This window comes from Nocardia sp. NPDC004573, from assembly GCF_053602135.1.
Genome location: NZ_JBSGDA010000034.1, coordinates 23,622 through 43,269 on the forward strand (window position 1 = coordinate 23,622; position 19,648 = coordinate 43,269).

Below are 19,648 nucleotides of genomic sequence, written 5' to 3' on the forward strand. Positions count from 1 at the left end.
ATGCGCGTCATGGCACAGCTGGCCATGGTGATGAACCTGGACAAGTGCATCGGCTGCCACACCTGCTCGGTCACCTGCAAGCAGGCGTGGACCAACCGCGGCGGCACCGAATACGTCTGGTTCAACAACGTGGAAACCCGTCCGGGACAGGGGTACCCGCGCCAGTACCAGGATCAGGAGAAGTGGAGGGGCGGCTGGACGCTGAACAAGCGCGGCAAGCTCACCCTGAAGTCCGGATCCCGGTTGAAGCGGCTGCTGAACATCTTCGCGAACCCGGATCTGCCCACGGTCGAGGACTACTACGAGCCGTGGAGCTACGACTACGACAACCTGCTGTCCTCCCCGCCGGTCGACACGACGCCGGTCGCACGGCCCAAGTCGCTGATCACCGGCCAGGACACGAAGGTCACCTGGGGCGCCAACTGGGACGACGACCTGGGTTCGGGTCCGGAGCAGGTCGGCAAGGACCCGCTGCTGGCGAAGCTGTCCGATCAGGTGAAACTGGAGTTCGAAGAGACCTTCATGTTCTACCTGCCGCGCATCTGCGAGCACTGCCTCAATCCGTCGTGCGCGGCTTCCTGCCCCTCCGGCGCGATCTACAAGCGCGCCGAGGACGGCATCGTGCTGGTGGATCAGGACAAGTGCCGCGGCTGGCGGCAGTGCGTGTCGGGCTGCCCGTACAAGAAGATCTACTTCAACCACAAGACGGGCAAGGCGGAGAAGTGCACGTTCTGCTACCCGCGCGTGGAGGTCGGCATTCCGACGGTGTGCTCGGAGACCTGCGTGGGGCGGCTGCGCTACATCGGCGTCATGCTCTACGACGCCGATGCCGTGCTGGAGGCCGCGTCGGTCACCGAGGACAAGGATCTCTACCCGTCCCAGCTCGGTGTGTTCCTGAACCCGCACGACCCCCGGGTGATCGCGGAGGCGGAGCGCGCCGGGATTTCGCCGGAGTGGATTCAGGCCGCTCAGGATTCGCCGGTCTACAAGCTGATCGTGGACTACCAGATCGCGCTGCCGTTGCATCCGGAGTACCGCACCATGCCGATGGTCTGGTACGTGCCGCCGCTGTCGCCGGTGGTCGACGTGCTCAGCGAGACCGGCCACGACGGCGAGAACGTGTCCAACCTGTTCGGCGCCATCGACGCGCTGCGTATCCCGGTGGAGTACCTGGCCGAGTTGTTCACCGCGGGCGATGTGGGGCCGGTGCGCGCGGCGTTGCAGCGTCTGGCGGCGATGCGCTCGTTCATGCGGTCGGTGAACCTCGGTGAGGAGCCCGATCCCACGATCGCGCCGTCGGTGCGGCTGGAGCCGGAAGAGATCGAGGCGATGTACCGGCTGCTGGCCATCGCCAAATACGAGCACCGCTACGTCATCCCCACCGGCGCGGGAGCCCGTGCGCACGAACTGGACTCGCTGGCCACCGGATGCAGTCTGGACACCGACGGCGGACCGGGTATGACGGCGTTCGACCAGATGGTGGAGAAATTCCACCTGACCGACACCAATGGGGCCGCGCCGCAGGAGAAGTCCGCTCGGATCAACCTGCTGAACTGGGACGGCAAGAGCACCGAGGGCTTGGTGCCTGCCGGTGCCGCGGCGAACGGCAACGGCGCAATCAACGGCCATGCGAACGGTGCGGCCGACGGGCACGAGAACAGTGCCACGAACGGGCGTACGAACGGCACGGCCGACAGCCACGGAAACGGCGACGGGCACGCCGACGCGACCGTGACCGGAGACCCGGCCGCTCGGACCGGAGCAGGTCGATGAGCCTGCTGAAACTGCGCCGCCGCCCGGAACCGGCGGTGCAACTCGCACAACGCGACCGTCAATTGGTCTGGCGGATCGCCGCGCTGCTGCTGGACTACCCGACCGAGCAGACGCTGGCCATGATCGACCAATTGACCACGGCCGCGGCCGCGTTGCCGGACGAGATGCGCGCCCACCTGAGCGGATGCCTCGATCACCTGCGGACGACCCCACCGCTGGAGCTCGCCGCGGACTACGTCGCGACCTTCGACATGCGCCGCCGCGCCAGCCTGCACCTGACCTTCTACGCCTATGGCGACACCCGCAAACGCGGGATGGCGTTGCTGCGGTTCAAGCACGCCTACCGGCACGCGGGTGTCGAACTCGGCGACGAGGAACTGCCCGACCACCTGCCGGTGCTGCTGGAGTTCGCCGCCACCGTCGATCCGATCGGCGGTGAGCGACTGCTCGGCGAGCACGTGCCGGTGCTCGAGCTGCTGCGGCTTTCGCTGTCCGACAACGGCTCTCCCTACGCCGGAGTGCTCGCGGCGATCGGGGCCACCCTGCCGCCGCCGACCACCGCGGACCGCAGGCGCATCGCCGAGCTCGCCGCGCAGGGCCCGCCCGAGGAGGAAGTCGGGCTGGAGCCCTTCGCGATGGACCCCTCCCAGTTCGACGGATCGGAAGGCCGACGATGAACGCAACGCCGCATCTGCCCACCTCGCTGTGGCTGATCCTGCCGTACGTCGCGTTCACGTCGTTCGCGCTCGGGCACCTGTGGCGCTACCGCAACGATCAGTTCGGCTGGACCACCCGTTCCTCGCAGATCTACGAGAGCCGTCTGCTGCGGCTGGGCAGCCCGCTGTTCCACTTCGGCATGCTGGGGGTGTTCGGCGGTCACGTGCTCGGCGTCCTGATCCCGGCGTCGTGGACTTCCGCGGTCGGTATCTCCGAGCACGTCTATCACGTGATCGCCGTTTCGGCGGGGTCGGTGGCCGGACTCGCCGTGCTGGCCGGCGTCGGCATCCTGCTCTACCGGCGTTTCACCGTTACCGCCGTCCGCAAGGCCACCACCGGCAACGACAAGCTGATGTACGTGCTGCTGGCCGCCGCGCTGATCACCGGTCTGCTCAACACCTGGGGCAGCAACCTGCTGTGGGGCACCTACAACTACCGCGAGACGGTCTCGCCCTGGTTCCGCAGTCTGTTCACCCTCGCGCCCCGGCCCGAGCTCATGGTGGACACCCCGTGGACCTTTCAACTGCACGGGCTGGTCGTGCTCGCGTTGATCGGGCTGTGGCCCTACACCCGGCTGGTGCACATGTTCAGCGCCCCGGTCGGCTATCTGGTGCGGCCGTACGTGGTCTACCGCAGCAAGGAGTACGACGCCGCCGACAAACGCCGTTACGCCCGCGCGTGGGACGCGCCCGTGACACCCGAACGCTGGCGCTGACGACGCCGTCGGCCGAGAGCCCGCCCGGACAACGGCGTCCGAGCGGGCTCTTCGGCATGCGCGGCGGCGGACCGATCAGGCGTTGTCGTAGGCGTCCTGGAGAACCGCGAGATCGAGCTTCGACATCGACCGCAACGCGGTGCCGACGGCGATGGTCTTGGCGGGATCGTCACCGCTCATCAGCTTCGGCAGCGCCGAAGGCACCACCTGCCAGGACAGGCCGAAGCGGTCGGTCAGCCAGCCGCACGGCCCGGGCTCGCCGCCGTCCGCGGTGAGGGCCTCCCACAGACGATCGACCTCGTCCTGGGTGTCCACGACCACCTGCAGCGACGCGGCATCGGTGAGCGGGTGGTCCGGGCCGCCGTTCATCAGCGTGACCGCCTGACCGTCCAAGTCCAGGGCGACGATGAACGCGGAGCCGTCGGAGTTGCGGGAGACCTCGACCACCCGCGAGTCGGGGATCACCGAGGCGTAGAACGCGGCGGCTTCCTCGGCGGCGTTGTCGAACCAGAAGAAGGTATTGACGGACATGATGTGCTCCTGTGCTCTGTGGTGACCTGCTGTCACCTACTGGTCGGAGCCGGCGGTTCGTCTTCGACATACTTCGCGAAGTTTCCGAGAAATTTTTCTCCGCTGTGCCGACTGCCAGGGCCGAATGGTCGCTGACAGCATTCCGACCGCCCGGTCTTTCGCGTCTTCTCGCAGGCAGACCCATCGACCCATTCGGTAACCAGGAATACGCTGATGTTTGGCTACTGCGATGTGGTCTACCCCACTTCTGAGGACGTCAAGTCTCGGCGCCCCGGCCCCGCCAGTGGGGTTGCCGTCGAGGCGAGCAAGGAGTGAGCAATGAAGGGTGGAGGAAGAATTGCGTTAGGGGTGGGCATCGGGTACTTCCTGGGCCGCACGCGCAAGATGCGCTTCGCGATGTCGCTGGCGGGCGCCGCGATGGCCAGGCGATCCGCCGCAGGGCCCGGGGGCCTGCTCGAGCGCGGAACGGAACTGCTCCGATCGACACCGGAGTTGACCCGGATCACCGACACCGTGCGCGACGAGCTGGTCGGCGCGGTGCGCTCGGCCGCGGTCACCGCGGCGAGCAACCGGATAGACGCGCTCAGCGACCGGTTGCAGCAAGGTGCGACGCTCTTGACGGACCAGGGCCGCCAGAGTTCCCGGGCGACGGATTCCGACGAAGACGAGTACGAAGACGAGTCGTCCGAGTACGACGAGCAAGCGCCGGAGGACGAGGACGAGGACGAGAACCAAGCGCCCGAGGACGAGTACGAAGACGAGGGCGAGGACGAGGACGAACAGCGAACGCCCGACAACGAGCTCGAAGACGAAGCCGGAGACGAGGACCGAACGCCCGACGACGAGGAAGAATCCGACCAGGGTGCGGCGGAGGACGACAGCGAGCGACCCGCCGCGCGGACGCGCACTCGCGGGTCGCGCACCGCTGCCAGGCGCACGACGAGCTCGCGTTCGGCGGACCGTTCGTCCGACTCCGCGGATCGCAAGCCGTCCGGGACCGGTGGCCGCCGTAGTCGCACCGAGGCCGGTCAAGCGCCGGTGCGCCGGACGAGGAGGTGACCGGCGATGGCGAAGATTTTGCGCGACGCGACCGCAGGAGTCGGCAAAGTGGCTGCCGACACCGCGGGGCGGGCCACCAAAGCCGCGACGGGGGCGGGATCCTCTGCCAAAAAGGCCGGATCGTCCGCCAAGAAGGCGGGATCATCCGCCAAGCAGAAGGCGCCACCGCCCACGCCGACCGGCATCTTGCAGGAGTCGGTGCAAAACCTCACGGGAGCACTGGCCGAGCGCGCGGTGGCCGGGTTGACGAACCAGGTGTCGAAGACCGCGGGCCGGTTGAACGACTACGCCGCCGGTAATCGCGGCAATCTGCTGTCGGCGCTGACCGGAGTGGAGAAGCTCGCCGGTGGCGCGTCGCCGCTCAGCACGGCGATGAGCATGGGCAAGACCAAGATCGGCGCCACCCTGCGCGACCAGTTCGAGACGGTGAAGGAATCGCTCACCGGCGGCAAGGGCAAGGGCGGCGGCAAGAAGATCAAGCTGACCAATATCGTCGAGCACATCGAAGTCGGCGTTCCGATCGACCTGGCTTACGACCAGTGGACCCAGTTCGCGGACTTCCCGAAGTTCACCAAGAAGCTGGAGCAGGTGGAGCAGGTCGCCGACGAGAAGCTCAGCTGGACCGGCAAAGTGTTCTGGTCCCGGCGCACGTGGGAATCCACGATTCTCGAGCAGGTGCCGTTCGAGCGGATCGTCTGGCGTTCCAAAGGCCACAAGGGCTACATCGACGGCGCGGTGACCTTCCACGAACTCACACCGGGCTACACGCGCATTCTCGTGGTGCTGGAGTACCACCCCAAGGGCTTCATGGAGAAGACCGCCAATATCTGGCGCGCGGCCGGTCGCCGCTGCCGCCTGGAGCTGAAGCACTTCGAGCGGCACGTGATGACCGAGGCGGTGTTGCACCCCGACGACATCGTCGGCTGGCACGGCGAAATCCACGACAGCAAGGTCGTCAAAGACGACGAGACCGCCCGTCGCGAAGAAGAGGAGAACACCGAAGAAGACCACGCGGACGACGAAGAGGAACGCGAGCCGGACGAACAGGAGCCGGACGAGGAAGAAGACGAGACCGACGAGCAGGAGACGGACGAGCGAGACGAGGATCGGCGTCCTCGCCGGCGACCGGCCGCCCGCCGCCGCAGCACGGCGCCCCGTCGGTCGCGTGAGAAGCGAGGAGCACACGCATGACCATCGAACCCGCAGGAGGCGGCGGCGGTGGCGGAGCGGGCACGATGGCGCGCCCGAATTCCTCCAGCCTGGCCGACGTGATCGACACGATTCTGGACAAAGGCCTGGTCATCGACGCGTTCGCGCGCGTGTCACTGGTCGGCATCGAACTGGTGACCATCGACGCCCGCGTCGTGGTGGCCAGTGTCGACACGTATCTACGTTTCGCCGAAGCCGTCAACCGGCTGGAGATCTCCACCAGCGAACCGAAGGGACTGACCGATATCGTCGGCGACGTCACCCAAGGTGCGGCGAAGCACAAGACCCAAGGCGCGCTCGAGGCGGCGGGCGAGAAGGTCATGGATTTTCTCGGCGATGTGCAGGACAAACGCCAGACCGCGAGCAGGCCCAAACGTAGGGAGGGCTGATGACCACCACCAGTGGATCCGCCGTCTACGTGTACGGCATTGTGCCCGCCGACGTGGAGCCGGAGCCGCATGCCAGCGGTGTCGGCGACCCCCCGGGTGAGGTGTCGGTGGTGCGGCACGGCGAGATCGCCGCGCTGGTCAGCACGCTCGCGTCGGATCGGCCGCTGGGTACGCCCGACGACCTCACCGCCCACGCCGAGTTGCTGGACGGGTCCGCCGCCGTCGCGCCGGTGCTGCCGCTGCGGTTCGGCGCTGTCATGACCGACGCGGAGGCGGTGGAGAACGAACTGCTCGGCGCCAACGAAGACGAGTTCCGCTCCGCGCTGGAGCAACTCGAAGGGCGCGCCCAGTTCGTCGTGCGGGGAAGCTATGTCGAAGACGCTATCCTGCGCGAACTCCTCGATGAGAACGCCGAGGCCGCCCGGCTGCGCGACGCGATCCGCGACAAATCGGAGGACGCCACCCGTAACGAGCGCATCGCGCTGGGCGAGCTGATCAATCAGGCCATAGAGGCCAAGCGCGCCGAGGACACCCGCCGGGTGGTCAGCGAACTCGAAGCGTTGGACCCGCTGGTCAACCAGCGCGATCCCACCGACGAAGAGGACGCCGTCCACGTCGCGGTGCTGGTCGAGCTCGCCCGCCAGGAAGAGCTGGAGGACACGCTGCGCCGGCTCGGCGAAGACTGGGACGGCCGGGTGGAGCTGAATCTGCTCGGTCCCATGGCGGCCTACGACTTCGTGACGAAACGCACGCCCGAGGAGTGAGGCATGGGCCTGTTCTCAGCGATCCTCTCGTTGCCCGTCGCTCCTGTCCGCGGCGTGCTCTGGTTGGGGGAAGTGATCCAGGACCAAGTGGAGCAGAAGATGCGAGATCCCGCCGTCATGCGGCGGGAACTCGAAGCCATCGACGAGGCCGCGGCAGCCGGTCAACTGTCGGAGGAGGAGCGCAGACAAGCGCAGCAGGCGGTCCTGGATCGCATGACCGGTCGGCGGGCGTGACCGCGACCGACCGGAAGGAGTGAGGCGCGTGGCACGCAAGACGACTTCGGAAGACGCCCAGGGCGTGCCCTCGGCCTCGGACGAACCGCCCGGGCTCACCGCGGCCCAGGCCATCGCGGCGGCGACCGAGAACCTGGTAGCGCTGACCTCGAAGCAGGTCGAGGGGGTCACGTCGATGGAACCGACGGAGGATGGCTGGCTGGTGGAGATCGAGGTGCTCGAGGACCGCCGCATCCCGTCGTCGGCGGACATCCTCGCGCTCTACGAGGTGGAGATCGATCTCGACGGCAACCTACTGGCCTACCACCGGACCAGACGCTACGGCCGCGGCAGCACCGACATCGGAAGGGCTCGGTCATGACGGTGGTCGGGGGCGGGTCGTCCGCACCGCAGCCCTTCGGCGGTGGGCATTCGACGAACCTCGCCGACATCCTCGAGCGGGTGCTCGACAAAGGTTTGGTGATCGCGGGCGACATCCAGGTGAATCTGCTCGACATCGAACTGCTCACGATCAAGCTGCGGCTGGTGATCGCGTCCTTGGAGACGGCCAAGTCGGTGGGCATCGATTGGTGGGAGACCGACCCTTGGCTCAACAGCAAAGCCCACACGTTGGAGCGGCAGGATCGCGATCTCGAACTGGAGAATCAGAAGCTTCGCGACCGAATCGCCCAACTGGAGGCCGCGCACGAACAACCTCGGCCCGTCGAGCGTCGCCGCGCGCCGAGGGAAGAGCGATCGTGACCGAAGATCTCGGCGTCTGGCTGTACGCGGTGACGCCCAGCCTCGGCGATGCGGCGGACCTCGGCGAGCTGACCGGCGTCGCGGGCGAGCCGGTGCGGGCCGTGGTCTCGGACGATCTGACCGCGCTTGTCGGATCGGTGCCGCTGGAGGTGTTCGGAGAGCAACCGCTGCGCAGGCAGCTGGAAGATCTCGAGTGGCTGGAGGGCACGGCCCGCGCGCATGACACCGTCGTGTCGGCCGCGGTGCGCCGAGGTCCGGCCGTGCCGCTGCGGCTGGCCACCGTCTTTCTCGACGACGATCGCGTGCGCGACCTGCTCGACGAGCGGCGAGCGGACTTCACCGCGGCCCTGGCGCTGGTCAGCGGCCGTACCGAATGGGGGGTGAAGGCCTACGGAGACCGCGCCGCGCTCACCGCGGCCGTAGCCGAGGCCCGTGCGAGCGAAAACAGCGGGAAGGGCACGGGCGCCGCGTATCTGGCCCGCCGCCGCGCGCAGCTGTCCGCGCAGGAGACCGTGGAACGCGACGCGGCGCGGCGCGCCGACGAGATCCACACGCGCCTGGTTCGCCACGCGGCCGCCGGACGACGTCAGGCGCTGACCGATCCCACCCTGAGCGGCCGCCGGGACTGGATGGTGCTCAACGGGACCTACCTCGTGGACGACGATCGCACCGACGATTTCGCCGCCACCGTCGACGCGCTCGGCGACGAATTCCCCGGCATCCGGCTCGAACTCACCGGCCCGTGGCCGCCGTACTCGTTCGCCGGCGTGGAACGGGAGTCGGCATGAGCCGGGCTACCCGTGAGGTCGACGACGAGCGGCGCGTCGCGCTGGTCGACCTACTGGATCGGGTGCTGGCGGGCGGCGTGGTGATCTCCGGCGACATCAAGCTCGCCATCGCGGACGTCGACCTGGTCCAGATCTCGTTGCGGGCCCTCATCTCCTCCATCAGCACCCTGACCGGCCCGGTCCGCGCGCTGGAACCACCCGCCGATGACTGAGTTCGGCGGCATCCCACCGCGTATCGACACCGAACCCGAATCCGTCGAGCGCGGATTGGTCAGCCTCGTCCTGACCTTGGTGGAACTGCTCCGCCAACTCATGGAGCGCCAAGCGATCCGCCGCGTCGACGCCGGCGACCTCACCGACGACCAGATCGAACGCATCGGCACCACCCTCATGCTCCTGGAACAACGCATGGAGGAACTCCGCGACCACTTCGGCCTCAGCCCCGAAGACCTCAACATCGACCTCGGCCCCTTGGGCACCCTCCTCCCCCGCGACCCGTCCTGAACCGGATCCATCCCCCTTCGGTGGCGGACCCTCGATGCGGGCGTCCCGGCCGGCTCGAGGCAGGATTGCGGTCGGCATGACGGACAACGGCGGTTTCTTCCTCACCAGCCGACGGCGGCACATCGCGCGGTTGGCGCTGTTCGCCGTTTTCCTGGTCGGAATGTTCTACCTCGTCGCCATTGCCGGTGTGGTCGACGTCGAGAGTGTGCGCGACGGGATCGCGGCGACCGGACCCGCGGCTCCGTTCGCCTACGTGGTGGGGTCGGCGGTCCTCGGCGCGATCTTCGTTCCCGGACCGTTGCTGGCCGCGGGAAGCGGTCTGCTGTTCGGGCCGCTGGTCGGCACATTCGTGACGCTGGGCTCGGCGGTGGGCACGGCGACGATCACCAGTTTCCTCGGGCGGCGGGCAGGCCGCGAGAGCGCGCGCGGGTTGCTCGGTCCCGAGCGGGCCGAGCGCATCGACGCGCAGATCCAGCGGCGCGGCCTGTGGGCGGTCGTCGGGCAGCGCTTCGTTCCCGGCATCTCCGATGCGCTCGCGTCCTATGTGTTCGGCGCGTTCGGAGTTCCGTTGTGGCAGATGGCAGTCGGCGCCTTCATCGGATCCGCGCCGCGCGCGTTCGTCTACACCGCGCTCGGCGCATCGATCGGTGACCTGTCTGCCCCTTTGGCCTATACCGCGATCACGGTATGGTGCGTCACCGCGATCATCGGAGCTTTCGCCGCACATCGCGGCTACCGGAGTTGGCGCGGCCGGGGTGCACGTGCCGAGGACGCCAGGGTGCCGGAACGCGAGCTCGAGCGGGAAGACTGAAGCCAAGCCTGCGGGCGCTGCGTTCCCGGTTACGCGCCGAGATCCGCCAGCAACCGGCGGTAGGCGGCGGCGTCGAGCAGTTCGTCATCCGAGACGCCTTCCGCTGGCCTGATCTTGAACAGCCAGGCCGCGTACGGGTCGTTGTTCACCTGCTCGGGGTCATCCGCGATCGCCGGGTTGACCTGGACTACTACGCCGCGGGCCGGGCTGTACATCTCGGCGATGGCCGAGACCGCCTCCACGGCGCCGACGGCCTCGCCGGTGCCTACGAATACGCCCACCCGGGGCGTGGTGACGAAGAGGATCGTGCCCAAGTTCTGTTGCGCGTGGTCGGTGAGTCCGACCGCCAGCGTGCCGTCAGGCTCCCGCCGAGCCCACATGTGCGCATCGGTGTACATCAATCCAGCGGGAATCATCGACATATCTGGCCTCCATCCGGAAGTCGACGCACCGGGAATCGCGCGCCGCGGACGATCACGACCAGCTTGCTACGCCGCCCGCGTCCGGCGAGTCCGCACACGCCGCCCCGAAAAGAGCGTCGCCGAATCGTGCTCCATCGTTCTCGCGCCGAGACGGCGCGAACGCACGTGACCCCGGCGGCATCGTCACCGGTTCGTCGCGGGCCGACGCCGTCTACTCGACCGGCGATGGGGACCACCGCTATCCGGCGCTCGGATACCCAGCGAGCCGCGGGAGGCCGAGCCCGCACCACGCATACCGACGGAGAACTCGCTCGATCGGGGCGGGGACCTACGCGCAGGGTGGGGCGGGGGCGTCGATGAACAGCGGCTCGCCGGCGGGTGGGGCGTAGACGACGTCGAGGACGAGTGGTTCGGCGCCGAGGTTCAGGCCGACGTGGACGTTCCATTCGCCCGCGGGCTCGTAGATGAACTCGCCGGTGCGGTAGACCGGAGCGTCGCAGTCGGGGCCGGGATGGGTGAGCGTGCCCGATCGGATGAAGCCGAAGACGGGGCCGACGTGGTAGTGCCAACCGGTGGATCCACCGGGACCGATAGTGATCTCGCGGACGACCAGATCCGTCCCCGCGACGAAGGGCACCAACCCCGCGGGAATCCGTGCCTGCCCGAGGGTGACGGCGGTGATGTCGCTGCCGGGCGTCGCGTCGGCGGGCGCCGTGCTCACCAGCGCGCCGGCGAGCACGACCGGCGCCACGGCGACGCGGAGAAAGAGCGTCATCCCCGCAGCTTAGCCACGGGCGTGCCGCACCGGAACCTCGTTGCACCGAACCGGCCGTTCACGGCCTCCGGTGACGGTCGCGCCGGCGCGCACCGGCAGCCACACGCGGTCGTGGCGAGTATCCGCGATCGGATCGCTGGATTACCGTACGTACGTGGTCCGGACAGACGAAGGAGACTCGGCGGCGAAGATCATCGACGTCGTCCTGTCGATGCTCGAGTCCGAGGGTTACGACGCCGTCCAGTTGCGGGCCGTCGCCCGGGATGCGCACGTCTCCCTCGCCACGGTCTACAAGCGGTATCCCACCCGGGACGACCTGCTGCTCGCCGCGGTGGAGCGATGGATGGCGACCAATACCTACGCCACACCCGCGCGGCCGATAGAAGGCGAGCCGCTGACCGATGGCCTGACGCGTCTGCTGCGCTACGTGTTCGAACCGTGGGAACGGCATCCCCGGATGCTCGAGGCCTACTATCGCGCGCGATCCAGTCCCGGCGGCCGGCGACTGGACGCCCAAGGCTTCGACGCCGTGCTGCCCGCCGCGAGCGCGCTGCTGGCCGGCGCCGATCCCGCCTACATCGCCGATATCGCGCTCGTGCTGACCAACATGATCTACGCGCTGATCGGCCGCTTCACCAACGCCGACCTCGACATCACCGATATCCTGCCCGCGCTCGAACGGACGGTGCGCAGGCTGACCGCGAACAACGAACCGCTGGCAGCCGCCGCCGAATGCCCGCCGACGGGCACGCCGAGTTTCCCTTGGAGCGCTTCGCTCATGTCCCCGTTCTCCCCCGGTCCGCCCTCGGCGGGGAATCGGTCGCCCAACCCCTCGGCCGCGATGGATCGGTCACCTGAGTAACGCGGCCTGCTTCGCGAAATACGTTCAGGCATCGCCTATTTCGCATATTTCCGGCAAAACCCCCAAATCGTAAATGTCGAAAGGGACCCTGTTCACGGGGTATTCCCGCCCTCGGTGCGGTGTCGAGTTGCTCCGTGCGCCAGGCCACGACAGCATCTGCGGTATGCCGTCCACACCGCTGAATCCAGCAGGCGACATTCCGGACACCGGAATTCCCGGCCAGCTCGCTGCCCACATGACCATGACCGAGCAGCACGAATGGCACCGTACCTACCTGCGCCGCCGTCCGGTGTCGCGGCGCAACATCCTGCGCGGCGCGGCGGCGGCCGCAGCGGTGGCCGCGGTCGGCGCCACACCGTTCGGCGGGCGAGCCTACGCCGACGACGCCCAGCTCGCGGTGGGCGGCCGGCGTGTGGCCTTCGGCGAGGACGCGGCCAGCCAGTTGCGTTTCGCGGCACAGCTGTCGCGGCGTCCGGCAGGCGCCACGGTGTACCTCGACCACGGACCGACACCGGCCCTCGGCGCGACGGTCGAGGCCGAGGTGCGCAACCTGCTGACCCAATTGCCCACGGCCGACGGCGGTGTGCTGGCGGCCGAACAGTTCTACGCCCACGCTCCGGTGGACGGGCTACCCGGCCGGGTTCCGCACTTCTACCGCTGGCGGACCTCCGACGGATTCGTCGGCGACATCCGCGCCGCCGCGCCCGCGATGCCCAGCGCACGACCGGCGGTTCTTCCGTTCCGCTTCACCATGATGGGCGACCAGGGCACCGACCAGACCCCGGCGCTGCCGGAGGGCGTCGCTCCCGGCGACTACGACGACAACTACTACAAGGCCGACAACGATCCGGCCGCGCCGCACGCGAGCAACGTGTTGCGCCAGATCGCCGCAGCCCGGCCGGATTTCCACATCCTCGCAGGCGACATCGCCTATGCCGACCCTTCGGGTGCGGGCAAGCCGGGGCAGTTCGTTACGCACGGCGCGCACTCGGCGAGCGGGTTCGACAAGTACAACCCCTACGTGTGGGACGTCTACTTCAACGCGATCGAGACCAGCGCCGCGCAGACGCCGTGGATGTTCGCCACCGGCAACCACGACATGGAAGCGACCTACGGCGAGCACGGCTACGGCGGACATCTGGCGCGGCTGGACTTCCCCGGCAACGGTCCGGCGGGTTGTCCGTCGGCCTACTCGTTCACCTACGGCAACCTCGCGGTGCTGTCCCTGGACGCCAACGACGTCACCTACGAGATCCGCGCGAACAGCGGTTATTCCGGCGGGGCGCAGACCAGCTGGGTGGAACGCACCTTGGCGGCCTACCGCGCCGACCCCGATATCGACTTCATCGTCTGCTTCTTCCATCACTGCGCCTACTCGACCACCGAATCGCACGCCAGCGACGGCGGCGTGCGGGACGCGTGGGTGGGCTTGTTCGACCGCTACCAGGTGGATCTGGTGTTGCAGGGCCACAACCACGTCTACGAGCGCACCGATCCGCTTCGCGGCGGTCGGGTGACGAATGTGGCGGGCGACAACTCGATCGTCTATCCGGAGACCGACGGCACCGTCTACTACACCGTGGGCGGCGGCGGACGCCCGCGCTACGAATTCCAGCCCGGGTCGCGAGAGACCTTCCGTGGCGACGAACTGCCCGACACCTCGGTGCCGAACAGCTACGTCTGGACGCCGGGCGGCGGCAAGCAGGACGAAGCCGCGCCGTGGTCGCGGGTGCGGTTCCGCAACTACTCGTTCCTGCGCGTCGACGTGCGTCCGGGCGTGTTCGCCAGCGAGATGGACGTGGTCGCGGTGGACGAGTACGGCCGCGAATTCGATCGCGTGCTCTTCCGGCGGCAGGTCCGCCCCTGAGCGGGGTCAGTTCTTGTTCTTCTTCGGCGGGAGGGTCCGAGCGTAGGCGACGCCCCGCTCGACCCATTCCCGCAGCACCTCGTCGTCGTCGACGGCGGTGACCCGCAGCCAGCCGGCCATTTCACGCCCGCCCATGACCATGGGCTGCACGGCGGCACCGAGCAGCCGCTCCCCCTCGTCGGGGTCGACTCGCACCAGCAGACCGCCCTGTCCGCTGGCGGCCACCGCCATATTGCCGCCGATCAAGAAGGCGAGGCCGCCGAACATCTTCCGCTCGGCGAGCTCGGGCCCGGGCGGGATCAGTTCCCGGATTCGCTCGGCCAACTCCTCGTCGTATGCCATAGCGGCATTGTTCACCCGGAGTCCGACAAGCCGGGTGATCCGCGATCGAGAGCGGGACGCGTGTCCCTTTCCGACAGCCGCCGCAGCGGAGGCGGTCGACCAGCCCCACGCCGATGAGACGGCCTGCCTCCTCCAGTGAGCTCGGACACGAAACTCGGTGAACCACAGCGCGTTTGCCGGAGATCATAGGTAGCGGGTGGAGGTACTTACGTACACTCCCGAGCCGTCTGGATGTCATTGGACGTTCAAGCGGATGTTTCCGCACCTGTCTGTAATACAGGCGTGAGACGGGGCGGACAGTGCCAGCGGCGGTCGTGCGCAACCCGTTTCGGAATTCGCAGTCGACTGCGCCCCCAAGACGGGACGAAGGACGCTTCCGTGCACATCCCAGCGGTGCGACCACGCACTGTCCGCCCGAGTTCCTCCCGGCGGAGATCGTTTCCAGCTCTCGATATCCGCTCCGCCGCTGCGCGCGCATTCCGCGGTGATGCGCCGCACCGGTGGCCGCCTTCCGGATCAGGCGCTTGGCGGCGGCGGATCCTCTGGATCGCCCTCACCTTCTTCGCGCTGTTCGTCTTCCCCGGCTTCGTCGGTGCGCTGGCCACCGCCCAGGACGCGGCGGGCGCCACGTCGGGCACGTCCGGGATCGACGGACTCAGCTGGATGAACATCCACGACTCGTCGGGAATCGCGCTGTCGGATTACCGCTTCGCGACCGGCGACGAAAGCTTGTTCAAGCCGCGCGCCACCATCTTGTGGGCGGTCCTGGGCTTCGAATTCATCGGCTACATAGCCATCGTGACGACGGCGATCTGGTTGATCGGTTACGCGTTGAGTTTCCGGTGGCTGGACATGTTCAGCTCGGCGCTGCACGGCGTCGCCGACGCGCTGACCGCACAGATCGCGACCCCGATCATGCTGGTCACCGCGGCGACCATCGGCGCGTTCTTCGTCGGATGGTTCATGGTGCGCGGCTACCACGCGAAGGCCACCATGCAGGTGGTGACGATGGTGGGCGTGGCGTTGCTCGGCCCGCTGTTCCTGGCCGAGCCGCTGGCGGACGTGCTGTCCTCGCACGGGTTACTGGCCCAGGGCCGCGACCTCGGCATCTCGGTGGCAGCCGGCCTGAACGGGGACTCCCACCCGAATCCCACCCAGTTGGTGGCGACGATGCAGAGCGATCTGGCCGACAATTTCGCCCGGCAACCGCTGCAGGTCTGGAATTTCGGGCACACGGTGGACCAGCGGCCCGCCTGCCGGTCGGCGTGGTCGGCGGGCGTGGCGGCAGGTGACGACAACCGGGTGATCAACGGCTTGAAGTCGTGCGGAGACGCCGCCGCGCACGCGAAGGCGGAGAACCCTTCCATGGGGCAGGTCGCCACCGGGCTCATGCTGCTGACCTGCGGCGGCATCCTGCTGGCTTTCGCGATGTATCTCGGACTGAAGGTCATCAAGGCGGCGCTGGACACGATCTATCACGGGTTCATGTCGATATTCGGCTTCGCCGCGGGCGGATTCGTCTACGGCCCCACGCAGACGTTCTTGGTGCGCAATGTCGTCGACAGTTTCGTCGCGGCGGCGCGAATGACGGCCTACACCATATTCCTCGGGGTGTATGTGCTGTTCATGGGCAACCTTTTCGCGCAGGCTCGCGGCCAGGTCATGGCGGTGATCATCATCGCGGGCACGGTCGAGATCGTCGCCATATTCCAGCTCAAACGCCTCAGCAGCGGCCTCAGCCGCGGCAACGACTGGATCGCCAACCGATTCGGACTCGCGATCCAGGGCAGCGGCAAGTCCGCGAGCAGCAGCGGCACCGCTCTCGGCATGAGCGGTGGTGGCGGGAAGTCCGCGCCGGGGATGGGTTTGGTGAACACGCTCACCACGCTGAACGCCATCAACGCCTCGCCGGTGACGGCATGGCTCGCGGGCGGCCGGGTCAATCCGTTGAACCCGCTGGCGAGCACACGAAGAAGAATCGAGCGCTCCACCAGGAGAATCCTGGCCAGTCGCGAAGAGGGATACATCGAGCACCAACTGTCCCGCACGAACTGGCGTGGCGTGGCGGTCGACGCGGCCACGGCGGTGGGCGGCATACACACTCAACTGGGCGTCACCCGCGCCCTGAAAGTACTGCGCGACAACAAAGTTCCCGATTCCCGGATCCATTCCGTGCTGCTCTCCTCCGGCGCCACCAACGAGCGGGTCACCAACGCGTTCACGGCGTACTCGGTCCAGGAATCGACGGCATCGCAGAATCCGTACAGCTTCGCACCGTTGCAGAAGGCGATCGCGGCGGCGTGGGCGGTCGACAATCACGTCGGCCATGAGGCGCACGAGGCCTTCGCCGCTCAGGCGGTCATCGCGGCGGACAGTTTCGTCCGGCACAGCAACGCGCCCGCGCCCGGCGCCACCATCGATCAAGCGTTCGTGCGGCGGGTCGAGCAGAACTGGCATTCGGACCGGGCGCTGCGCGCGGCGATCACACCGGACGAGTGGGACGACGCGGGCCGCGACACCCGATGGGCGATCGGTCACCGTGTCGCGACCATGCACCAGCAGGCGGCCCGGGATTACTACGAGAATCCGAACGATATGACAAGAGAAGCCCTGATGCGATCGGCCAGACGCGTCGCGAACCTCGATCACCTCGATCCCGAGGGTGGACTCGACCCCTGGAATCCGTAGCGAACCGCATCCGCCCGTGACCGGCCCGGCAATACCGCCGGGCCGTCCCGGTCAGACGCCCAGCGCGCCGGCGAACAGCGGCCAGGACTCGTGCACGTCGTCCTGCCAATACATCCAGGCGTGCGTGCCCGCGGGGCGGAGATTCGCCGTGAACGGGATGCCGAGAGCGTTCAACCGGTCCACGAACGCGCGGGTGCAGCCGTTGATCACCGTCTCCATGGCCCCGCCCACCAGTAGCCGATCCACCAGCCGGGCGGGATTGCCGTCGATGCTCGGATCCGTGAGCGCCTCGTGGGCTCCCGGGGCACCGGTGCCCGCCGAGATGTAGAGCGCCACACCGCGCAGCCGGTCGGCTTGCACCATGGGGTCGTTCGCCGCCCAGAGCGCGTCGCCCGGCGGACCCCACATATTGGCCGGGTCCGCCCCGAACACGCCCAGTTGCGCTCGCACCATCGCCTGACCCATCGGGTCGCTGGTGCGCGGGCACCCGCTGTAGGCGCCGACCGCCCGATACAAGCCGGGCGCGCCGATCGCGAGATTCAACGCGGAGGTCGCCGACATCGACAGGCCCGCCACGGCATTGCGGCCGTTCATGCCGAATCTGGCGCCGAGCACCGGCGGCAGCTCTCTGGTCAGGAAGGTGGTCCACTTGACGCGACCGAGCGCGGGATCGTCACGCAGCCAATCGGTGTAATAGCTGGCGCGCCCGCTCAGCGGCACGATCACGTTGACCGGTTTGTCGGCGAAGAAGGCCGCGACGTCGGTGCGCCGCGTCCACGGCCCGCCGTCCTCGCCGCCGTCCACGGCGTTGAGCAGGTACAGCGCGGGGGCGCCCGCGCCCGGATGCGACACCCACAGTGTGATGGGGCGGTCCATCGCCGCCGAGTGGACCACGACTTCGAACTCCCGCCCGCCCAGCGGGCGCACGTCGAGGATGCTCGCGCCGGGGTCGGCGGTGGTCGTGGCCGGGACGAAGGCGGCGCACACCGCGAGAAGGGGAACCAGGCATCGCAGGAGCCGGTACATGGAACGAGTTTCTACCACGCCCCACTCGGCGCTCCCAGCATTCGAGGGGCGTGTTCCCTATCGAGATGAAATAGCTGGTCATAGACGATTAACAGCGACAGTGTCGAAATGGCGCATACGAGGGCAATCAATCAGCTACAAGTTGTGTCGATTCGGATCGGCCGGTGCGTCCGCGGATCCGGGCAACCCACCTCGGATCTCGTCGGGGAGAGCGCGCACCGGCCTCCTACCTGCCGATCACGCATCCGGGCACGAAGCTCGAACCGGGCGGGCAGTCGCAGCCCGCGAGCCATGGCGACAGACCGTCTCCGAGGCACGGCGGGTGGGCGACGCTGCGATACGGGACGGAAGCGATGCAGCGCAGGCGCGCCGAATCCGAGCCCGGTGCGCCGAGTCGCGGCGAACGACTCCGCGCACCTGCCGCGCATCCCGGTCAGGCCGCGCGCACCACCTGCGCGAACACCTCGTCCGGATCGGACGCCTTCAGACCGAACGTGTCGCGGACCGCCGAGTCGTCGACTGTGAAAGGCGCGTGCGACATGTGGTAGGTCTCGAACAACTCGGCCCAGAAGGGATCGGTGAGGCCGAGCAACGTCAGCTCCCGCTCGCTCATGACCGCCAGCCGCGGCTCGGGCGCCCCGGCGGCCGCGGCGAACCGTCCTGCCAGCTCCCGCGCGGTGGCGGTGATGACCGGGGCGTGCCACGGGCGGCCCCACGCGCGCTCGTCGCGGGCAGCGGCGACCGCTGCCGCCGCCGCGTCACCGACCGCGGTGTACGCGTGCGGCAGGTCGAGTTCCTGCGGCAGCAGCGCCAACTGTCCGGCCGAGATCTTCGGCTGGGCGATGAGGGAGAACAAGGAGATCGCGCCAGGCCCGATGAATTGCGCGGCCCTGACCTCGGTGACGCGCACTCGTCCCGCCCGGTGCGCCTCCTCGGCTTCTCGCCACATTCTGGCTCGCACGCGACCTTTCGGCCCGGTGGCGGCGAGCGGTGACTGCTCGGTGACCGGACCGTCGGCCGGACCGTAGCCGTACAGATTGCCCAGCATCACCAAGTTCGCGCCGGTCCGCTCGGCGACGGAGCGGATGGAACCGAACAGCGGCGGGATGGTCTCCGGCCAGGTGTGATACGCGGGCATGGCCATGTTAAACAAGGTCTCGGCGCCCTCGGCCACGGCGGTCAGCGCGGCCGTATCCAGCGCGTCCAGTGCGATTCGCTCGATGTTCGGGTGCTCGGGCCCCGCGCCACTGCGGCTCACCACGAGCACCCGGTCGCCGGACCCGGCGAGTAGCTCCGCGGTGGCCGAAGCGGTGGCGCCACGTCCGACGATGACCTGCGTAGGCATGCGATTTCTCCTCTGCGACAACGAAATACAACGACCGGCGGGCACACCCCGCGCCATTCGCCGATCGCGTGCCATCGAGCCTGCCG

At 68.2% G+C, this 19,648-nt stretch carries 23 protein-coding genes; 17 read left to right on the forward strand and 6 right to left on the reverse strand.

Features of this window, described 5'->3' with window-relative positions; translation table 11 throughout:
- Positions 1-9: 9 nt before the first annotated feature.
- Genes narH through narI form a run of 3 tightly spaced genes read left to right on the forward strand, consistent with a single transcriptional unit; the run spans position 10 to position 3,205 of the window.
- Positions 10-1,773: a nitrate reductase subunit beta gene (gene narH, locus ACWEKR_RS32690; protein WP_452357817.1), complete on the forward strand. Its 1,764-nt coding sequence runs from the start codon at positions 10-12 to the stop codon at positions 1,771-1,773.
- Positions 1,770-2,450, forward strand: coding sequence for a nitrate reductase molybdenum cofactor assembly chaperone (gene narJ / locus ACWEKR_RS32695; protein WP_452357778.1), 681 nt, complete (start codon positions 1,770-1,772; stop codon positions 2,448-2,450). The genes narH and narJ overlap by 4 nt, the downstream gene beginning before the upstream one ends.
- Positions 2,447-3,205 (forward strand): respiratory nitrate reductase subunit gamma, encoded by a 759-nt coding sequence (gene narI / locus ACWEKR_RS32700; RefSeq protein WP_452357779.1) that lies wholly within the window; start codon positions 2,447-2,449, stop codon positions 3,203-3,205. Before narJ ends, narI begins: the two co-directional genes overlap by 4 nt.
- 75 nt (positions 3,206-3,280) lie before the next feature.
- On the opposite strand, the gene ACWEKR_RS32705 is transcribed toward narI, so the two are convergent.
- Complete coding sequence (locus tag ACWEKR_RS32705; RefSeq protein WP_159849523.1) at positions 3,281-3,736, reverse strand: VOC family protein; 456 nt, start codon at positions 3,734-3,736, stop codon at positions 3,281-3,283.
- Between the two features lie 318 nt (positions 3,737-4,054).
- Here ACWEKR_RS32705 and ACWEKR_RS32710 point away from each other — a divergent pair, with 318 nt between their 5' ends.
- The 11 genes from ACWEKR_RS32710 (at position 4,055) to ACWEKR_RS32760 (ending at position 10,235) form a co-directional block, all read left to right on the forward strand.
- Positions 4,055-4,795: a hypothetical protein gene (locus tag ACWEKR_RS32710; protein WP_452357780.1), complete on the forward strand. Its 741-nt coding sequence runs from the start codon at positions 4,055-4,057 to the stop codon at positions 4,793-4,795.
- Between the two features lie 6 nt (positions 4,796-4,801).
- Positions 4,802-5,986: an SRPBCC family protein gene (locus ACWEKR_RS32715; RefSeq protein ID WP_452357781.1), complete on the forward strand. Its 1,185-nt coding sequence runs from the start codon at positions 4,802-4,804 to the stop codon at positions 5,984-5,986.
- Positions 5,983-6,393, forward strand: a complete 411-nt coding sequence (gvpJ, locus tag ACWEKR_RS32720; protein ID WP_159849529.1) for a gas vesicle protein GvpJ — start codon at positions 5,983-5,985, stop codon at positions 6,391-6,393. The genes ACWEKR_RS32715 and gvpJ overlap by 4 nt, the downstream gene beginning before the upstream one ends.
- Complete coding sequence (locus ACWEKR_RS32725) at positions 6,393-7,157, forward strand: GvpL/GvpF family gas vesicle protein (protein ID WP_452357782.1); 765 nt, start codon at positions 6,393-6,395, stop codon at positions 7,155-7,157. The genes gvpJ and ACWEKR_RS32725 overlap by 1 nt, the downstream gene beginning before the upstream one ends.
- Before the next feature lie 3 nt (positions 7,158-7,160).
- Positions 7,161-7,391 carry a gas vesicle protein GvpG gene (locus ACWEKR_RS32730; protein ID WP_159849533.1) on the forward strand — a complete coding sequence of 77 codons (231 nt, stop codon included), beginning with the start codon at positions 7,161-7,163 and terminating at the stop codon, positions 7,389-7,391.
- 28 nt (positions 7,392-7,419) lie between these two features.
- Entirely contained in the window at positions 7,420-7,752 is a 333-nt protein-coding gene (gene gvpO / locus ACWEKR_RS32735) for a gas vesicle protein GvpO (RefSeq protein WP_452357783.1), read from the forward strand.
- A complete protein-coding gene (locus ACWEKR_RS32740; protein ID WP_452357784.1) occupies positions 7,749-8,132 on the forward strand; it encodes a gas vesicle protein in 384 nt (127 codons plus the stop codon). The genes gvpO and ACWEKR_RS32740 overlap by 4 nt, the downstream gene beginning before the upstream one ends.
- A complete protein-coding gene (locus ACWEKR_RS32745) occupies positions 8,129-8,920 on the forward strand; it encodes a GvpL/GvpF family gas vesicle protein (protein WP_452357785.1) in 792 nt (263 codons plus the stop codon). Before ACWEKR_RS32740 ends, ACWEKR_RS32745 begins: the two co-directional genes overlap by 4 nt.
- The gene (locus ACWEKR_RS32750; RefSeq protein ID WP_159849541.1) at positions 8,917-9,132 is read left to right on the forward strand and encodes a gas vesicle protein; all 216 of its coding nucleotides are present in this window, start codon (positions 8,917-8,919) and stop codon (positions 9,130-9,132) included. The genes ACWEKR_RS32745 and ACWEKR_RS32750 overlap by 4 nt, the downstream gene beginning before the upstream one ends.
- Positions 9,125-9,424, forward strand: a complete 300-nt coding sequence (locus ACWEKR_RS32755; RefSeq protein WP_452357786.1) for a gas vesicle protein K — start codon at positions 9,125-9,127, stop codon at positions 9,422-9,424. The genes ACWEKR_RS32750 and ACWEKR_RS32755 overlap by 8 nt, the downstream gene beginning before the upstream one ends.
- A gap of 76 nt (positions 9,425-9,500) precedes the next feature.
- Complete coding sequence (locus ACWEKR_RS32760; protein WP_452357787.1) at positions 9,501-10,235, forward strand: TVP38/TMEM64 family protein; 735 nt, start codon at positions 9,501-9,503, stop codon at positions 10,233-10,235.
- A 29-nt stretch (positions 10,236-10,264) separates the two neighbouring features.
- Here ACWEKR_RS32760 and gcvH read toward each other — a convergent pair whose 3' ends face one another.
- Both gcvH and ACWEKR_RS32770 read right to left on the reverse strand, forming a co-directional pair.
- On the reverse strand, positions 10,265-10,657 hold the full coding sequence (gene gcvH, locus ACWEKR_RS32765) for a glycine cleavage system protein GcvH (protein WP_195091652.1): 393 nt from the start codon (positions 10,655-10,657) through the stop codon (positions 10,265-10,267).
- A gap of 328 nt (positions 10,658-10,985) precedes the next feature.
- Positions 10,986-11,432, reverse strand: coding sequence for a cupin domain-containing protein (locus ACWEKR_RS32770; protein ID WP_452357788.1), 447 nt, complete (start codon positions 11,430-11,432; stop codon positions 10,986-10,988).
- A gap of 154 nt (positions 11,433-11,586) precedes the next feature.
- Here ACWEKR_RS32770 and ACWEKR_RS32775 point away from each other — a divergent pair, with 154 nt between their 5' ends.
- On the forward strand, positions 11,587-12,294 hold the full coding sequence (locus ACWEKR_RS32775; RefSeq protein WP_452357789.1) for a TetR family transcriptional regulator: 708 nt from the start codon (positions 11,587-11,589) through the stop codon (positions 12,292-12,294).
- A gap of 163 nt (positions 12,295-12,457) precedes the next feature.
- On the forward strand, positions 12,458-14,161 hold the full coding sequence (locus ACWEKR_RS32780) for a metallophosphoesterase (RefSeq protein ID WP_452357790.1): 1,704 nt from the start codon (positions 12,458-12,460) through the stop codon (positions 14,159-14,161).
- Between the two features lie 6 nt (positions 14,162-14,167).
- Here ACWEKR_RS32780 and ACWEKR_RS32785 read toward each other — a convergent pair whose 3' ends face one another.
- The gene (locus ACWEKR_RS32785; RefSeq protein WP_452357791.1) at positions 14,168-14,503 is read right to left on the reverse strand and encodes a TfoX/Sxy family protein; all 336 of its coding nucleotides are present in this window, start codon (positions 14,501-14,503) and stop codon (positions 14,168-14,170) included.
- Positions 14,504-14,881: 378 nt separating this feature from the next.
- Here ACWEKR_RS32785 and ACWEKR_RS32790 point away from each other — a divergent pair, with 378 nt between their 5' ends.
- The gene (locus tag ACWEKR_RS32790; RefSeq protein ID WP_452357792.1) at positions 14,882-17,191 is read left to right on the forward strand and encodes a hypothetical protein; all 2,310 of its coding nucleotides are present in this window, start codon (positions 14,882-14,884) and stop codon (positions 17,189-17,191) included.
- 51 nt (positions 17,192-17,242) lie between these two features.
- On the opposite strand, the gene ACWEKR_RS32795 is transcribed toward ACWEKR_RS32790, so the two are convergent.
- Entirely contained in the window at positions 17,243-18,217 is a 975-nt protein-coding gene (locus ACWEKR_RS32795; protein ID WP_452357793.1) for an alpha/beta hydrolase, read from the reverse strand.
- Between the two features lie 433 nt (positions 18,218-18,650).
- On the reverse strand, positions 18,651-19,562 hold the full coding sequence (locus tag ACWEKR_RS32800; RefSeq protein WP_195091663.1) for an NAD-dependent epimerase/dehydratase family protein: 912 nt from the start codon (positions 19,560-19,562) through the stop codon (positions 18,651-18,653).
- Between the last annotated feature and the right edge of the window lie 86 nt (positions 19,563-19,648).

What these genes read in the sequence shown, in the direction of transcription:
- ACWEKR_RS32755 (WP_452357786.1), top strand. Translation starts at nt 9,125, where the DNA reads ATGACTGAGTTCGGCGGCATCCCACCGCGTATCGACACCGAACCCGAA.
- ACWEKR_RS32740 (WP_452357784.1), top strand. Translation starts at nt 7,749, where the DNA reads ATGACGGTGGTCGGGGGCGGGTCGTCCGCACCGCAGCCCTTCGGCGGT.
- ACWEKR_RS32730 (WP_159849533.1), top strand. Translation starts at nt 7,161, where the DNA reads ATGGGCCTGTTCTCAGCGATCCTCTCGTTGCCCGTCGCTCCTGTCCGC.
- ACWEKR_RS32770 (WP_452357788.1), bottom strand. Translation starts at nt 11,432, where the DNA reads ATGACGCTCTTTCTCCGCGTCGCCGTGGCGCCGGTCGTGCTCGCCGGC.
- ACWEKR_RS32715 (WP_452357781.1), top strand. Translation starts at nt 4,802, where the DNA reads ATGGCGAAGATTTTGCGCGACGCGACCGCAGGAGTCGGCAAAGTGGCT.
- gcvH (WP_195091652.1), bottom strand. Translation starts at nt 10,657, where the DNA reads ATGTCGATGATTCCCGCTGGATTGATGTACACCGATGCGCACATGTGG.
- ACWEKR_RS32795 (WP_452357793.1), bottom strand. Translation starts at nt 18,217, where the DNA reads ATGTACCGGCTCCTGCGATGCCTGGTTCCCCTTCTCGCGGTGTGCGCC.
- narH (WP_452357817.1), top strand. Translation starts at nt 10, where the DNA reads ATGGCACAGCTGGCCATGGTGATGAACCTGGACAAGTGCATCGGCTGC.
- ACWEKR_RS32725 (WP_452357782.1), top strand. Translation starts at nt 6,393, where the DNA reads ATGACCACCACCAGTGGATCCGCCGTCTACGTGTACGGCATTGTGCCC.
- narI (WP_452357779.1), top strand. Translation starts at nt 2,447, where the DNA reads ATGAACGCAACGCCGCATCTGCCCACCTCGCTGTGGCTGATCCTGCCG.
- ACWEKR_RS32760 (WP_452357787.1), top strand. Translation starts at nt 9,501, where the DNA reads ATGACGGACAACGGCGGTTTCTTCCTCACCAGCCGACGGCGGCACATC.
- ACWEKR_RS32750 (WP_159849541.1), top strand. Translation starts at nt 8,917, where the DNA reads ATGAGCCGGGCTACCCGTGAGGTCGACGACGAGCGGCGCGTCGCGCTG.
- ACWEKR_RS32780 (WP_452357790.1), top strand. Translation starts at nt 12,458, where the DNA reads ATGCCGTCCACACCGCTGAATCCAGCAGGCGACATTCCGGACACCGGA.
- ACWEKR_RS32710 (WP_452357780.1), top strand. Translation starts at nt 4,055, where the DNA reads ATGAAGGGTGGAGGAAGAATTGCGTTAGGGGTGGGCATCGGGTACTTC.
- narJ (WP_452357778.1), top strand. Translation starts at nt 1,770, where the DNA reads ATGAGCCTGCTGAAACTGCGCCGCCGCCCGGAACCGGCGGTGCAACTC.
- ACWEKR_RS32800 (WP_195091663.1), bottom strand. Translation starts at nt 19,562, where the DNA reads ATGCCTACGCAGGTCATCGTCGGACGTGGCGCCACCGCTTCGGCCACC.
- gvpJ (WP_159849529.1), top strand. Translation starts at nt 5,983, where the DNA reads ATGACCATCGAACCCGCAGGAGGCGGCGGCGGTGGCGGAGCGGGCACG.
- ACWEKR_RS32705 (WP_159849523.1), bottom strand. Translation starts at nt 3,736, where the DNA reads ATGTCCGTCAATACCTTCTTCTGGTTCGACAACGCCGCCGAGGAAGCC.
- ACWEKR_RS32785 (WP_452357791.1), bottom strand. Translation starts at nt 14,503, where the DNA reads ATGGCATACGACGAGGAGTTGGCCGAGCGAATCCGGGAACTGATCCCG.